Origin of the sequence: Rhodococcus sp. 06-235-1A (assembly GCF_002258785.1) — a bacterium.
In the GTDB taxonomy this organism is placed as follows: domain Bacteria; phylum Actinomycetota; class Actinomycetes; order Mycobacteriales; family Mycobacteriaceae; genus Rhodococcoides.
In genome coordinates this window covers 55,207-69,726 of the sequence record NZ_NOYI01000006.1, presented here as the reverse complement: position 1 = coordinate 69,726, position 14,520 = coordinate 55,207, and the positions used below count along the sequence as shown (strand labels likewise).

Sequence of the window (14,520 nt, the reverse complement as noted above, 5' to 3'; positions counted from 1 at the left end):
TAATACATACGAAACCGGGCGAACGATCCCGTAACACGGCGCAAAATATCTTGAGGGTGCAAGCCAGCGAGAGATGGAGTGCCAATGATGTCCACAGTTCGAGCTGCTCTGGTCCAAAGCAAGTGGACCGGTGACAAAGAATCGATGATCGCGGCACACGAGGGGTTTGCTCGGTCCGCCGCCGAGCAAGGCGCGAAAGTCGTCTGCTTCCAAGAACTTTTCTACGGACCGTACTTCTGCCAGTTGCAGGACGCGAAGTTCTACGAGTACGCCGAATCGGTACCCGGGCCCACCGTGGACCGTTTCGCCGCACTGGCGAAAGAACTCGGCATCGTGATGATCCTGCCCGTCTACGAGCAGGAGCAGCCTGGACTTCTCTACAACACGGCGGCCGTGGTCGATGCAGACGGCACCTATCTCGGCAAGTATCGAAAGCACCACATTCCCCACGTGAACGGATTCTGGGAGAAGTTCTACTTTCGCCCCGGCAATCTGGGGTGGCCGGTGTTCGATACGGCGGTCGGCCGAATCGGTGTCTACATCTGCTACGACAGACATTTTCCCGAAGGCTGGCGAGCGCTCGGCCTCGCCGGGGCCGAAATCGTCTTCAATCCCTCGGCCACCTCGCGGGGACTGTCGAACTACCTGTGGAAGCTCGAACAACCTGCTTCGGCCGTAGCCAACGAGTACTACGTGGGCGCGATCAATCGCGTCGGAATCGAATCCGAGTACGGGGACGACGACTTCTACGGGACCAGCTACTTCGTGGACCCCGAGGGCAAGTTCGTCGGCGAGGTTGCATCCGATTCCGAACCGGAGATCATCGTGCGCGACCTCGACATGGACCTGATCAAGGTGGTTCGCGACCGGTGGGCTTTCTATCGTGACCGCAGACCCGACGCATACGGCCCACTGGTGCAGCCCTGATGGCCACCACCTTCGTGCACGGTGGAACAGTGGTATCCACCACCGGCGCACAGGAATTGGATGTGCTCATCGACGGTGAGACCATCGTCGCAGTGCTGGCTCCGGGCTCGGTGTCACTGGCCGCAGACCTGAAGACCGCTGCGGACATCGTCGTCGACGCGACCGGCAAGTACGTGATTCCGGGCGGGGTCGATGGACACACGCACATGGAGATGCCGTTCGGTGGCACGTTCGCATCCGACACCTTCGAAACCGGAACGCGCGCAGCGGCCTGGGGTGGTACGACGACCATCGTGGACTTCGCTATTCAGACTCCCGGCCAGCGCGTCCAGGAAACCCTGGCGCAGTGGCACGAGAAAGCGGCGGGGAAGTGTGCCGTCGACTACGGGTTTCATCAGATCATCGGCGATGTCACCGACGATTCACTGAAAGCCATGAGCGAGTTGGTATCCGAGGGTGTCACCAGCTTCAAGCTCTTCATGGCGTACCCGGGCGTGTTCTACTCCGACGACGGAAAGATCCTGCGCGCCATGCAGTCTGCCGCCGAAACGGGTGCATTGTTGATGATGCACGCGGAGAACGGCATCGCGATCGATGTACTCGTTGTGCAGTCGATCGCCCGCGGAGACACGGCCCCGTACTTCCACGGCACGTCACGGCCGTGGCAGCTCGAGGAGGAGGCGACGCATCGAGCCATCATGCTGGCGCACGTCACCGGTGCACCGCTCTACGTCGTGCACGTGTCGGCCAAGCAGGCCCTGGAACAGATCGCGCACGCTCGGGGCAACGGGCAGAACGTGTTTGCCGAGACCTGTCCGCAGTACCTGTATCTGTCGCTCGAGGAACAACTCGGTGCACCGGGCTTCGAGGGTGCCAAGTGGGTCTGCTCGACCCCTCTGCGCTCGCGAGCCGAGGGCCATCAGGACGAGCTGTGGCGCTACCTGCGCACCGGGGACGTGGCGACCGTCAGCACCGATCACTGCCCGTTCTGCATGAAGGATCAGAAGGAGATGGGTATCGGCGATTTCTCGAAGATTCCCAACGGGATCGGCTCGGTGGAACATCGCATCGATCTGATGTTCCAGGGCGTCAAGAGCGGCAAGATCACTCTCGAGAAGTGGGTCGACGTCTGCTGCACGACCCCGGCTCGGATGTTCGGCATGTACCCGAGGAAAGGCGTGATCAGCCCGGGTGCCGACGCGGACATCGTGATCTACGACCCGAACGGGCACACCAGCATCGGTGTCGACAAGACCCACCACATGAACATGGACTACTCGGCGTACGAGGGTTTCGAGATCGACGGGCACGTCGACACCGTGATCTCGCGCGGTCGGATCATCGTCGACGGTGGATCCTATTCCGGCACTGCGGGTCACGGTCGATTCGTCCGACGCGACCTGTCACAGAATTTGATCTGAGCCATGGACATCGGAGTAGTGCTCCAGTGCAATCCGCCGGCGTCGAGAGTTGTCGACCTGGCCAGGCAGGCGGAGACGCACGGGTTTTCGCACGTGTGGACGTTCGACTCGCACTTGCTTTGGCAGGAGCCGTACGTCATCTACAGCCAGATCCTGGCCGCGACCAGGCGGGTGACCGTCGGTCCGATGGTCACCAATCCCGCGACTCGCGACTGGACGGTGACTGCGTCGACGTTCGCGACGCTCAACGACATGTTCGGCAATCGAACCGTTTGTGGCATCGGCCGTGGCGATTCCGCCGTCCGTGCCCTGGGCGGACGGCCGACAACGCTTGCGGCGCTTCGAGAATCGATCGAGGTCATCCGCAGCCTGGCCAACGGTCGTAGTGCTCGGGTCGGTGAGACGACGGTGCAGTTCCCATGGGCAGAGCGGTCGCAGCTCGAGGTGTGGGTCGCGGCGTACGGGCCCAGGGCTCTCGAGCTCACCGGACAAGTGGCGGACGGGTTCATTCTGCAACTGGCGGATCCGGACATCGCAGCATGGACGATCGGCAGGGTGCGCGACGCGGCGGAGAAGGCGGGGCGCGATCCGGATTCGATCTCGATCTGTGTGGCGGCCCCGGCATATGTCACCGACGGAACCGACGCAGCCCTCGAACACGCCCGAGACCAGTGTCGTTGGTTCGGCGGCATGGTCGGCAATCACGTCGCCGACATCGTCGCTCGATACGGCAGCGACGGCGGCGTTCCTGCCGCGCTCACCGACTACATCGCGGCGCGCACAGGGTACGACTACAACGAGCACGGGCGGGCCGGAAATTCGCACGCGGAGTTCGTTCCGGACGAGGTGATCGACAGGTTCTGTCTGCTCGGCTCACCGGCTGATCACATCGCCAAACTGACAGACCTCGAGGCTCTCGGCGTCGATCAGTTCTCGGTGTACCTTCAGCACGACGCCAAAGCAGCGACGCTGGAAGCGTACGGAGAGAGCATCATTCCGCAGATACGCCCGAGCGTGACGGCGACGTCGTGACGAGTGTTCTCGATCAGGCTGCGGTGGTGATCCCGACTCCCGCCCGCTCGGTTCGCGGGTCTCGACGTCCGTTGATGGCTGTGGTGGCCGTCGGGCTGTTGCTGGTGTTCTGGGAGCTGGTGAAAGTGATCGTCCCCGAGAACGGGGTGAGCATTGCCGGTGTCCGGGTGTTGCCACGTACCGATGACGGTGCGCTGCCGCATGTCTGGTCGGTGTTGGCGGCGCTGACCGAGCCGGAGGTGAATGTCGCCGGGGCGCGCAGTGTCGGTGCCGCGGTCGTCTCCAGTGGCCTGTTCACGTTCGGGCTGGCACTGTTGGGGTTTGCCCTGGGTGCGGTGGTCGGTCTCGTGCTGGCCGTGGCCATGCAACGTTTCGTCTGGGTCGAACGGTCCGTCCTGCCGTATGTGATCGTCTCTCAAACGGTTCCGCTGATTGCACTGGCACCGCTCGTCGCGGGCTGGGGCGGGAAGATCGCCATCGGTGGTTACGCGTGGCAGCCGTGGATGAGTATCACCGTCATCGCGTCGTATCTCGCGTTCTTCCCGGTGGCGGTGGGGATGCTGCGAGGCCTGCGCGCACCCGATCGGGCAGCGTTGGACCTGATGCACAGTTATGCGTCCGGATGGTGGACCACACTCGTTCGACTGCGTCTGCCCGCCTCTGTGCCGCACCTGATTCCGGCACTGCGTCTGGCCGCGGCCGCAGCCGTGATCGGTGCCGTGGTCGCCGAAATCTCCACCGGAACGACGGGCGGCATCGGCAGGCAGATCATCGTGTTCTCGCAGCAGGCGACAGGAGACGCATCCCGCCTGTATGCCGCTGTTCTCGGCGCAGCGGTGCTCGGGCTGGTGGTAACCGGGTTGGTGTCCCTGCTCGACATTGCATTGGGTCGGTATGCGGGCCGCTCACCCGGTCGAAAGGAACGGTCATGACCGAGTATGCGGTACTCGTCGAGGGCGTCGGGAAGACGTTCGACGGGGGAGTGACTGCACTGGAGGATGTATCGCTGGCGATTGCCCCCGGTGAATTCGTCTCGCTCATCGGGCCGTCGGGGTGCGGTAAGTCGACCTTGCTCCGCATCGTGGCCGATCTCGAGCAACCCACGTCCGGTGCTGTGTCGGTGTTCGGTCTGACTGCGCGCCGAGCCCGCATCGAACAGAAATACGGCATCGCCTTTCAGCAGGCCGGGTTGCTCGAGTGGCGTACGGTGCAATCGAACGTCGCATTACCGCTGGAACTGCACAAGGTCCCCAAACGTGAACGCACGGAACGGGTTCGTGAGCTGCTCGACCTCGTGGGACTGGGCGATTTCGCCGAGAAGTTCCCCAGCCAGTTGTCCGGTGGGATGCAACAACGAGTAGCGATCGCCCGGGCGCTGGCCCGAACGCCGGGCCTGTTGCTGATGGACGAACCGTTCGGCGCCCTGGACGAGATGACCCGAGAGAAAATGCAGAACGACCTGCTTCGCATTGCCGAGGAATCCAGCGCAGCAGTGGTGTTCGTGACCCACTCGATACCCGAAGCGGTGTACCTCTCCGATCGGGTGGTCGTGATGTCTCCCCGGCCGGGGCGGATCGTCGACACCCTCACCATCGACGCCTTCGACACGAACGGCGACCCGCGCGAATCCGCGGAGTTCTTCTCCTCCATCACCGCGGTTCGAGATGCATTGCACGGCCGTACGGTTCGCAGTGCGGATCTGCGATGAAGCTCTGGCTTCCGCCGGTGGTATTCGGAGCGGCGGTGCTCGCACTGTGGCAGTTGCTCACGGTCGTCGCGGGGGTTCCGTCGTTTCTGCTGCCGTCGCCCAGCGCGATCGCCGAACAATTCACGCGCAACGTCGGCAACATCGGATCAGCAAGTCTGGCAACGGGAACCAATGCTTTCGTTGGGTTGATAGCAGGGTCGGTCCTCGGTCTACTCGCGGCGATGGCAGCGGTTCGCCTGCGGATCGTCGACGAACTGCTCACCCCTTTGGCGGCGGGGGCTGCGGCCGTGCCCATTGTTGCACTGGCGCCGGTGTTCAACTCGATGTTCTCCTCGACCACCGATCTACCGCGCCGCCTCGTGGTCACCATCGTCGTGTTCTTTCCGGTCTTCGTCAGTGCGGCAAAGGGACTGCGTCAGGTCTCGGCTGTCCACCACGACCTCATGACGTCGTATGCCGTCGGTGGTTGGCAGTTCACCCGAATCGTTCGTCTCCCGTCCGCTGTTCCGCACATCTTCACCGGCTTGCGGGTTGCCGCTCCGAATGCTGTTATTGCTGCCATCATCTGTGAATACTTCGGTGGATTACAGAACGGTCTGGGGTCGCGGATCACCTCCGCCGCGGCGAACACGGCCTACCCACGGGCGTGGGCCTACGTGGTAGGTGCCATTGCAGTCGGTTTGCTCTTCTTTCTGGTTGTTCTGCTACTCGAGAAGCTCGTGTCCCGGCGTCGTATCTAGGAGATGAACGTGAATATCACCCGAACCCCCCGATCTCTTCTCGCGGCCGTGATGGCGCTGGCAGTGGTCGCCTCGGCCTGTAGCACCACCACGACCGACACCGACACCGGTGCCGACGGGGGCACCACGATCAAATTGCAACTGCAGTGGTTCAAGCAGGGCCAGTTCGCGGGCTACCTCGCCGCTGTCGATCAAGGCTTCTACGCCGAGCAGGGTCTCGACGTCGAAATCCTGGACGGCGGAACGGATATCGTTCCGCAGACCGTACTCGCTCAGGGCCAGGCCGACTACGCGGTCGCGTGGGTACCGAAGGCACTCGCATCCCGCGAAGCCGGAGCGGGCATCACCGACGTGGCCCAGATCTATCAGAAGTCCGGCACCTTGCAGGTCTCGTTCAAGGACCAGAACATTGCCTCACCCGCCGACCTTCGCGGCAAGACAGTAGGAAACTGGGGCTACGGAAACGAATTCGAGTTGTTCGCCGGAATGACCAAGGCCGGGGTGAGCCCCGCGGACGTGACGTTGGTGCAGCAGCAGTTCGACATGAACGGCCTGCTCTCCGGCGATATCGCTGCCGCCCAGGCGATGTCGTACAACGAGTACGCGCAGTTGCTCGAAACCGTGAACCCCGCAACCGGTGCGCTGTACACCGCAGACGACTTCGCTTCGCTGAACTGGAACGACGACGGCGTGGCCATGTTGCAGGACGCGATCTGGGCCAATACCGACAAGCTGTCCGACGAGGCATATCAGGATCAGACCGTGAAGTTCCTCGCAGCGTCGCTGAAGGGGTGGATCTTCTGCCGCGACAACGTCGAGAAGTGCCGCGACATCACTGTCGCAGCGGGCTCCACGCTGGGGGCGAGCCACCAGCTCTGGCAGGTCAACGAAGTCAACAAGCTGATCTGGCCGTCCACGGAAGGCATCGGCATGATCGACGAGGCGGCCTGGCAGCAAACCGTCGACGTCGCGAAGACCACGAAGAATGCCGAAGGATCGACGGTGCTGACCGCCGATCCCGACGCCGAGGCCTACACCAACGAATACGTGAGCCAGGCGCTGGATTTGTTGAAGGCCGACGGTGTGGATGTCACCGGAGAGTCGTACGCTCCGATGGAGGTCACACTGGAGGAAGGCGGCAAGTAGATGGATCACGTGTTCTACTCCTGGTCGGCGCAGGCCGAACTGAACCCGATCACCGTCGAGGGTGCGGAGGGATCGTGGTTCTGGGACGACAAGGGAAACAGGTACCTGGACTTCTCGTCGCAGTTGGTCAACGTCAATCTCGGGCATCAACACCCCGACGTCGTCGCTGCCATCGTCGAACAGGCCCAGGTTCTGACGACCATCTCGCCGACCGTCGCCAACAACAAGCGCAGTGAACTCGCCGCGCTGATCGCCGAGCGGGCACCGGGTGATCTGAACCGGGTGTTCTTCACGACCGGAGGCGCAGAAGCCGTCGAACATGCGGTGCGGCTGGCGCGACAGCACACCGGGCGTACGAAGATGCTTGCCGCGTATCGGTCGTATCACGGAGGAACCGGAGTTGCGATCGGTCTCACCGGCGAGCCGCGGCGATGGGGCACCGAGCCGACCAATGTCGACGTCGTACGATTCTTCGGGCCGTATCCGTACCGATCGCCTTGGGGCACAACGACTCCCGAGGACGAGACGTCCGCCGCGCTGGCACACCTCGAGCAGGTCATCGTGCTCGAAGGTGCGCAGAACATCGCCGGATTGATCCTCGAATCGGTCATCGGTACCAACGGTGTGCTGATCCCTCCGCCCGGCTATCTGGCCGGCGTTCGGGCGTTGTGCGACAAGTACGGGATCGTCTACATCGCTGACGAAGTGATGGTCGGCTTTGGGCGAATCGGCGAATGGTTCGCATGCCAGGCCTGGGATGTGACACCGGATCTGATCACGTTCGCCAAGGGCGTCAACTCCGGATACGTGCCGCTCGGCGGGGTCGTGATCTCGGAGAAGATCGCCTCGCAGTTCGACCACAAAGCCTATCCGGGCGGATTGACCTACTCCGGCCACGTGCTCGGATGCGCCGCGGGCGTGGCATCCATCGGAGTGTTCGAGCGCGACAAGATCCTCCCGCACGTGCGTCACGTCGGCGAGGACGTACTGGGTGCAGGCCTGTCCAAGCTGGCCGAATCCCATTCCAGTGTGGGCGAGGTGCGCGGCAAGGGATTCTTCTGGGCCGTCGAGCTGGTCAAGGACGGCACGACCCGAGAGCCGCTGGTGCCTTTCGCCGCGTCGGGCAAGGATGCGGCGGCAATGGGCACGGTGACCGCAGCGGCGAAGTCCCGAGGTCTGTGGCCGTTCGTCGCAGGCAACCGCCTCCAGATCGCCCCGCCGTTGACGACATCCGAGGACGAGATTCGTCAGGGACTGGAAATCCTCGACGACGTACTGACGGTGGCGGACGGGTTCGTCGGCTGACTCGGGGTCGTGAGCGTAAATTCGACCCCAGCTACGAAGTTGCACGCACGTGCGGCACCAGCCGCTCTGCTCAGATCACGGCACCGGGATTGAGAATGCCCGCTGGGTCGAGAGCGGTCTTGATGCGGCGGGTCAGCTCCATCACGTCCTCACCGACTTGATCGGGGAGCCAGGCCTTCTTGAGGCGACCGACTCCGTGTTCACCGGTGATGGTGCCGCCCAACGAGATTGCCAGATCCATGATCGCTCCGAATGCGACGTTGGCGCGACGGGTCATGTCGGCGTCCTCGGGGTCGAAGACGATCAGCGGGTGGGTGTTGCCGTCGCCGGCGTGCGCGATGACGGCAACCAGTACGTCGTATTTCGCGGACAGGTCGGCGATTCCGTCGACCAGGGCGGGGAGCGCGGGCAGTGGAACGCCGACGTCCTCTAGCAGCAGGCTGCCGAGTCGTTCGACCGCGGGGATGGCGAATCGCCTGGCGGCAGCGAAGGCCTCGCCCTCGTCTGGGTCGTCGGTGGTGAACACGTCCGAGGAACCGGCCTCGGTGCATGCGGCGGCCATGATCTCGATTTCCCGGCCTCGGTCGGCCCCGGGGGAGTCGGACCGGGCGATGAGCATTGCCGCCGCCTCGCGATCGAGTCCCATGTTCATGGCGTCCTCGACGGCACCGATGGACACGCGGTCCATGAATTCGAGCATGGACGGCCGCAGCGTTCGGGTGATGGCCAGAATTGCGGCCGTGGCGTCGTGCACCGATGCGAACGACGCGACCACCGTGCTGGCGGGAGGTTGTGCCGGGATCAACCGCAGTGTGATCTCGGTGATGATGCCCAGAGTGCCCTCCGATCCGACGAACAACTTCGCAAGAGACAGCCCCGCAACATCTTTCAGGCGCGGCCCGCCGAGCCGGACGGCAGTTCCGTCGGCCAGGACGACCTCGAGCCCGAGAACGTAGTCGGTGGTGACGCCGTACTTGACGCAGCACAGGCCGCCCGCGTTGGTGGCCGCGTTGCCTCCGATGGAACACATCTCGAACGACGACGGATCCGGTGGGTACCAGAGGCCGTGTTCGGCGACCGCCTTTTTGACCTCGGCGTTGAGCAGTCCTGGTTGTACGACGGCGATGCGGGTCACCGGATCGACGGTGATCCCTCGCATCAACTCGGTGGTGAGCACGATTCCGCCGTCGACGGCAGTCGCGCCGCCGGACAGGCCCGATCCCGCACCACGTGGGACGACGGCCACGGCGTGTTCGGTGGCCCAGCGCATGACGGCTCGAACGTCGTCGGTGGACTGTGCGCGCACGACGGCAAGCGGGGTACCTGCGTCGGGATCCTTTGCCCAGTCGCGTCGGTAGCCCTCGGTGATGTCCGGGTCGGTGACCACCGCACCTGCAGGAAGTAGGGATTCGAGTTCGATCAGGCGGGCATCTGCATGGGTCGTCACCGACATCCGGGTCTCCTCACGTCGAAAATGTGACCGTCGCCACTCAAGTCTGTCACGACCTCGGATGAGGCATGGACGAGGGATCCCGTCGCGTATTTCGAGTCACATCAGTAACACCAGCCTCAGGCGTTACCAGATCGATGCGTCGTCGACACGCAATCTTGTAGTTCGCCACGCTAGCGTCCAGCGCAGCGAACCTCGCGCCCCATGTGACGCGAGTCGACAAGGAGGCTGCACCATGATCGATCCCGGAAGTGACTCCTGGAACTACGTGGCGGCGATGTTCTCGTACGAATTCCTGGGTGGCGGAGTCGAATACGACACCATCGAGCGAATCCACCGGGGCGAAATCGACGATTGGGTCCAGGCACTCACCCAGTCCGGGCTGTTCGAGCGGGCCGCGGTGTCGCAGATTGCAGACTCGTGGAGAGCGGCCCCCCGCGAGTTGTTCGACATGCTGGTACTCGACGCGGACGAAATGACCGCACGGCGTTGCGCGCTGGCATGGTCATCCCTCGATCGGCTGGCTCCGCTGGCACGCCTGGGCTGATCGGCACCCCATGGACACGTTCGACGACCCAGTACGGTCAGCCGCCGAGCAATCGCGTCCCCGAATCGTCGACGACGATGGCCTGTTCGTCGGTCAAGCCGCGACAGGCGATGCCGTCGCGGCGTAGGCGTTGCAGAGTGGTGCGACCCGAATCATTCTCGTCCAGTACGGAATTCAGGTGCGGAATGATCGAGAAGTCCACCAGATCCAATCCGCTCCACACCGGCTCGACTCCGGTGGTGGGACGAACCTCGCGGGGATCGTCCGCGTCCTCGACTCCGACCAGAGACGGTGCCGCCACGCATGCACCCGCGCTGTAGCCGCCGTACACGATGGAGTCGGATCGAATTCGGTCACGCAGAATCTCGTCCGCACCAGAGCGAGCAAGCTGAGCGCGCAGCACGAAGGTATTGCCCCCGCGCACCCACACCGCACCGAACCCGTCGAGCGCGCGCTCGACGGCGGCGGGCCGACCCACGTACTCGCGCAGATCCACCTCGGCCGGCCGATATCCGAGAGCGCGCAGTGGACCGAACTCGCTGCGAAGCGAGGATTCGCGAGCGGCAGCAGGCCACGCGTCCGACGCGTTGGCGATGACAGCGAGATCGGACGGCGGCCCGGTGAGCTCGACGAAAGTATCGGAGTGGCCGCCGAATCGGTATGACGACAAGAACAGTTTCACGCCGTCGGTTCGCCGTTCAGTCGGGTCAGCCCGACTCGGACGGCGTCCGCCACGCGATCGGGCTCACGCAGGCGGCGCGTCACGAACCCGGTAGCGAACCGCAGCCGATCCCGATGCCAGCGAGGAACGACGTGCAGATGCAGATGGAAAACCGTCTGAAACGCGGCCTTGCCGTCGTTGATCACGAGATTGGCTCCGTCGGCGCGCAGGTCCGAGTGCCGCACTGCGCGCGCCAGGGTGTGCCCGACGCGGAAGACGTCGGCGGCAGCGTCCGGATGGGTCGCGTTCAAATCGGTGGCGTGGTCGCGCGGAACGACGAGCAGGTGTCCACGGGTGATGGGTCGAATGTCGAGAAATGCGACGGCATGGTCGTTCTCGAACACGCGGTGCGCGGGAGCGTCACCCGCGACGATGGCACAGAAGATGCAAGGTTCCACGGTTGTCACTGTAGGGTCCGTTCATCACCGATAGACCCATATGGCGTGCATCACAATTGCTCTCCCGTGGCCGAGGAATGTCGAAACGGACTCGATTCAGAACGAATCGGACTGTGTTCCGGGCTACCCGCGGTCTGTCTCCTCTGGCTACTATCAGGGACCTTGTGCCTTGTCGCATGGGTTCGTCCGCTCGTCGCAGGCTCGGGGCCGTTGGCCGATACGTGGACACCATTCAACGCAGGAAGACGGAGATTTGGATACATCGCAGAGCACGGAGAAGGGTTCGGGATCCACGACGGTCGTCGGTGTGGTTCGAGAATCGGGGGAGGGCGAGCGTCGTGTCGCTCTGGTGCCCAAGATCGTTGCCTCCCTGACGGGCAAGGGCGTCGAGGTCGTCGTGGAATCGGGTGCCGGATTGGGCGCTCTGATTCCGGACGAGCTGTACGTTGCCGCCGGCGCCACGATCGGTGATCCATGGTCGGCGGACGTCGTCGTCAAGGTCGCGCCGCCGTCCGACGCCGAGATCGCCAAGCTGACGTCTGGTTCGACGCTCATCGGCTTCCTGGCCCCGCGCAACGCGGAGAACAGCATCGGCGCACTGAAGGCGGCAGGGGTGCAGGCCTTCGCTGTGGAAGCCATCCCGCGGATCTCGCGCGCTCAGGTGATGGACGCGTTGTCGTCCCAGGCCAACGTCGCGGGCTACAAGGCTGTGCTCTTGGCCGCGTCGGAATCGACCCGGTTCTTCCCGATGCTCACCACCGCTGCAGGCACCGTCAAGCCTGCGACCGTACTGGTACTCGGCGTCGGAGTGGCGGGTCTGCAGGCTCTGGCCACCGCGAAGCGTCTCGGCGGCCGCCCCACCGGGTACGACGTGCGTCCGGAGGTTGCCGATCAGGTTCGCTCCGTCGGTGCACAGTGGCTGGATCTGGGGATCGACGCAGCCGGTGAGGGTGGTTACGCGCGTGAGCTCACCGAAGACGAGCGCGTGCAGCAGCAGAAGGCACTCGAAGAGGCCATCAAGGGCTTCGACGTGGTCATCACGACCGCCCTGGTGCCCGGCCGCCCCGCACCGAGACTGGTCACGGCCGCGGCTGTCGAGGGAATGAAGCCCGGCAGCGTCGTGGTCGACCTCGCGGGCGAGACCGGCGGAAACTGCGAACTCACCGAGCCAGGCCAAACCGTCGTCAAGCACGACGTCACCATCTGCTCCCCGCTGAACCTCCCCGCCTCGATGCCCGAGCACGCCAGCGAGCTGTACTCGAAGAACATCTCGGCATTGCTCGAACTCATGTTGGTCGACGGCAAACTCGCCCCCGATTTCTCGGACGAGGTTCTCGCCGGTGCCTGCGTGACACGTGAGAAGGAGAACTGATGTACACCCCGCTGCTCGCGAACATCGCGATCCTGGTGCTGTCCGGGTTCGTCGGCTTCGCCGTGATCTCCAAGGTGCCCAACACCTTGCACACCCCGCTGATGTCGGGAACCAACGCCATCCACGGCATCGTCGTGCTCGGTGCTCTGGTCGTCCTCGGCAAGGTCGAGGACCCCTCGATCGGCCTGCAGGTCATTCTGTTCGTCGCGCTGGTCTTCGGAACGGTCAACGTCATCGGTGGATTCGTGGTCACCGACCGCATGCTCGGCATGTTCAAGTCCAAGCCCGTTCCTGCCAAGGCCACGAAGGGTGCTGACTCCTGATGGACAATCTCGTCAACATTCTCTACATCGTTGCCTTCGGCATGTTCATCTACGGTCTGATGGGTCTGACCGGCCCGAAGACCGCCGTGCGCGGCAACCAGATCGCCGCGGTCGGCATGTTCGTCGCCGTCGTGGCCACGCTGATCTCCATCCGCGACACCGGAAACTGGATCCTGATCATCGTCGGACTCGTCGTCGGCGTCGCTCTCGGAATTCCGCCTGCGCGTCGGGTCAAGATGACCGCGATGCCGCAGCTGGTGGCTCTGTTCAACGGCGTCGGCGGCGGTACGGTCGCACTGATCGCATGGGCGGAGTTCCTCGACACGTCCGGGTTCTCGAACTTCAACCACGGTGAATCGCCGACGGTGCACATCGTCATCGGTTCGCTGTTCGCGGCGATCATCGGCTCGATCTCGTTCTGGGGCTCGCTGATCGCGTTCCTCAAGCTGCAGGAGACCCTGCCCGGCTCGCCCATCACGATCGGCAAGTTGCAGCAGCCGCTCAACGCTCTGCTGCTCATCGGTGCGGTTGCCGCTGCGGTGGTCATCGGCATCAACGCCACCCCGGGCGGCGGAGTGTCGCAGTGGTGGATCGTTGCGGTTCTCGTACTCGCAGGCATCCTCGGTCTCACGGTGGTGCTGCCCATCGGCGGTGCCGACATGCCGGTGGTGATCTCACTGCTGAACGCACTCACGGGTCTGTCCGCTGCTGCAGCAGGCCTGGCGCTGAACAACACGGCGATGATCGTCGCGGGCATGATCGTCGGCGCGTCCGGCACGATCCTGACCAATCTCATGGCCAAGGCCATGAACCGTTCCATTCCGGCAATCGTCGCCGGTGGATTCGGCGGCGGCGACGCTGCTGCCGGTCCCGCTGGTGCAGGCGGCGGAACGGCGAAGGCCACGTCCGCAGCCGACGCGGCGATCCAGATGGCCTACGCCAACCAGGTCATCGTCGTACCCGGCTACGGGCTGGCTGTTGCGCAGGCGCAGCACGCGGTCAAGGACATGGCCAAGTTGCTCGAATCGAAGGGCGTCGAGGTCAAGTACGCCATTCACCCCGTCGCTGGCCGCATGCCCGGTCACATGAACGTGCTGCTCGCCGAGGCCGACGTCGCGTACGACGCGATGAAGGAAATGGACGACATCAACGACGAGTTCTCCCGGACCGACGTCACTCTGGTCATCGGCGCGAACGACGTGACCAACCCCGCGGCACGTAACGACCCGTCGAGTCCGATTCACGGGATGCCGATTCTCAACGTCGATCAGTCGAAGTCGGTCATCGTGCTCAAGCGATCCATGTCCTCGGGCTTCGCAGGCATCGAGAACCCACTGTTCTTCGCCGAGGGCACGTCGATGCTGTTCGGTGACGCGAAGAAGTCGGTATCCGAGGTGACCGAGGAGCTCAAAGCTCTCTAGTCACGACCT

The 14,520-nt window shown here is 63.8% G+C and carries 15 protein-coding genes; 12 read left to right on the top strand and 3 right to left on the bottom strand.

Annotated elements, in window-relative coordinates:
- The first annotated feature begins 87 nt into the window (after positions 1 to 87).
- From CH275_RS04365 to CH275_RS04330, 8 genes are read left to right on the top strand one after another with little or no spacing between them, the layout of a single operon-like run.
- Entirely contained in the window at positions 88 to 927 is an 840-nt protein-coding gene (locus tag CH275_RS04365) for a nitrilase-related carbon-nitrogen hydrolase (RefSeq protein ID WP_198289438.1), read from the top strand.
- Positions 927 to 2,348, top strand: a complete 1,422-nt coding sequence (hydA, locus tag CH275_RS04360) for a dihydropyrimidinase (protein ID WP_094675558.1) — start codon at positions 927 to 929, stop codon at positions 2,346 to 2,348. The genes CH275_RS04365 and hydA overlap by 1 nt, the downstream gene beginning before the upstream one ends.
- Before the next feature lie 3 nt (positions 2,349 to 2,351).
- Positions 2,352 to 3,380 carry a TIGR03842 family LLM class F420-dependent oxidoreductase gene (locus CH275_RS04355; protein WP_094675556.1) on the top strand — a complete coding sequence of 343 codons (1,029 nt, stop codon included), beginning with the start codon at positions 2,352 to 2,354 and terminating at the stop codon, positions 3,378 to 3,380.
- Positions 3,377 to 4,312 (top strand): ABC transporter permease, encoded by a 936-nt coding sequence (locus tag CH275_RS04350; RefSeq protein WP_094675552.1) that lies wholly within the window; start codon positions 3,377 to 3,379, stop codon positions 4,310 to 4,312. Before CH275_RS04355 ends, CH275_RS04350 begins: the two co-directional genes overlap by 4 nt.
- The gene (locus CH275_RS04345; protein ID WP_094675550.1) at positions 4,309 to 5,088 is read left to right on the top strand and encodes an ABC transporter ATP-binding protein; all 780 of its coding nucleotides are present in this window, start codon (positions 4,309 to 4,311) and stop codon (positions 5,086 to 5,088) included. The genes CH275_RS04350 and CH275_RS04345 overlap by 4 nt, the downstream gene beginning before the upstream one ends.
- Positions 5,085 to 5,828 (top strand): ABC transporter permease, encoded by a 744-nt coding sequence (locus CH275_RS04340; RefSeq protein ID WP_094675548.1) that lies wholly within the window; start codon positions 5,085 to 5,087, stop codon positions 5,826 to 5,828. Before CH275_RS04345 ends, CH275_RS04340 begins: the two co-directional genes overlap by 4 nt.
- A gap of 9 nt (positions 5,829 to 5,837) precedes the next feature.
- On the top strand, positions 5,838 to 6,974 hold the full coding sequence (locus CH275_RS04335) for an ABC transporter substrate-binding protein (RefSeq protein WP_094675600.1): 1,137 nt from the start codon (positions 5,838 to 5,840) through the stop codon (positions 6,972 to 6,974).
- Positions 6,975 to 8,279 (top strand): aspartate aminotransferase family protein, encoded by a 1,305-nt coding sequence (locus CH275_RS04330; RefSeq protein ID WP_094675546.1) that lies wholly within the window; start codon positions 6,975 to 6,977, stop codon positions 8,277 to 8,279.
- A gap of 70 nt (positions 8,280 to 8,349) precedes the next feature.
- Here the strand turns inward: CH275_RS04330 and CH275_RS04325 are convergent, their stop codons facing one another.
- Complete coding sequence (locus CH275_RS04325) at positions 8,350 to 9,732, bottom strand: FAD-binding oxidoreductase (protein ID WP_094675544.1); 1,383 nt, start codon at positions 9,730 to 9,732, stop codon at positions 8,350 to 8,352.
- Positions 9,733 to 9,964: 232 nt separating this feature from the next.
- Between CH275_RS04325 and CH275_RS04320 the strand changes: the two genes are divergently transcribed.
- Positions 9,965 to 10,276, top strand: coding sequence for a hypothetical protein (locus tag CH275_RS04320; protein ID WP_094675542.1), 312 nt, complete (start codon positions 9,965 to 9,967; stop codon positions 10,274 to 10,276).
- A gap of 37 nt (positions 10,277 to 10,313) precedes the next feature.
- Here the strand turns inward: CH275_RS04320 and CH275_RS04315 are convergent, their stop codons facing one another.
- A complete protein-coding gene (locus tag CH275_RS04315; protein WP_094675540.1) occupies positions 10,314 to 10,958 on the bottom strand; it encodes a Type 1 glutamine amidotransferase-like domain-containing protein in 645 nt (214 codons plus the stop codon).
- On the bottom strand, positions 10,955 to 11,404 hold the full coding sequence (locus CH275_RS04310; RefSeq protein ID WP_373453676.1) for an HIT family protein: 450 nt from the start codon (positions 11,402 to 11,404) through the stop codon (positions 10,955 to 10,957). The genes CH275_RS04315 and CH275_RS04310 overlap by 4 nt, the downstream gene beginning before the upstream one ends.
- A 244-nt stretch (positions 11,405 to 11,648) precedes the next feature.
- Here CH275_RS04310 and CH275_RS04305 point away from each other — a divergent pair, with 244 nt between their 5' ends.
- From CH275_RS04305 to CH275_RS04295, 3 genes are read left to right on the top strand one after another with little or no spacing between them, the layout of a single operon-like run.
- On the top strand, positions 11,649 to 12,767 hold the full coding sequence (locus CH275_RS04305; protein WP_094675538.1) for a Re/Si-specific NAD(P)(+) transhydrogenase subunit alpha: 1,119 nt from the start codon (positions 11,649 to 11,651) through the stop codon (positions 12,765 to 12,767).
- Entirely contained in the window at positions 12,767 to 13,090 is a 324-nt protein-coding gene (locus tag CH275_RS04300) for an NAD(P) transhydrogenase subunit alpha (protein WP_068048360.1), read from the top strand. The genes CH275_RS04305 and CH275_RS04300 overlap by 1 nt, the downstream gene beginning before the upstream one ends.
- Positions 13,090 to 14,511 (top strand): NAD(P)(+) transhydrogenase (Re/Si-specific) subunit beta, encoded by a 1,422-nt coding sequence (locus tag CH275_RS04295; protein ID WP_094675536.1) that lies wholly within the window; start codon positions 13,090 to 13,092, stop codon positions 14,509 to 14,511. The genes CH275_RS04300 and CH275_RS04295 overlap by 1 nt, the downstream gene beginning before the upstream one ends.
- The last annotated feature ends 9 nt before the right edge of the window (positions 14,512 to 14,520 follow it).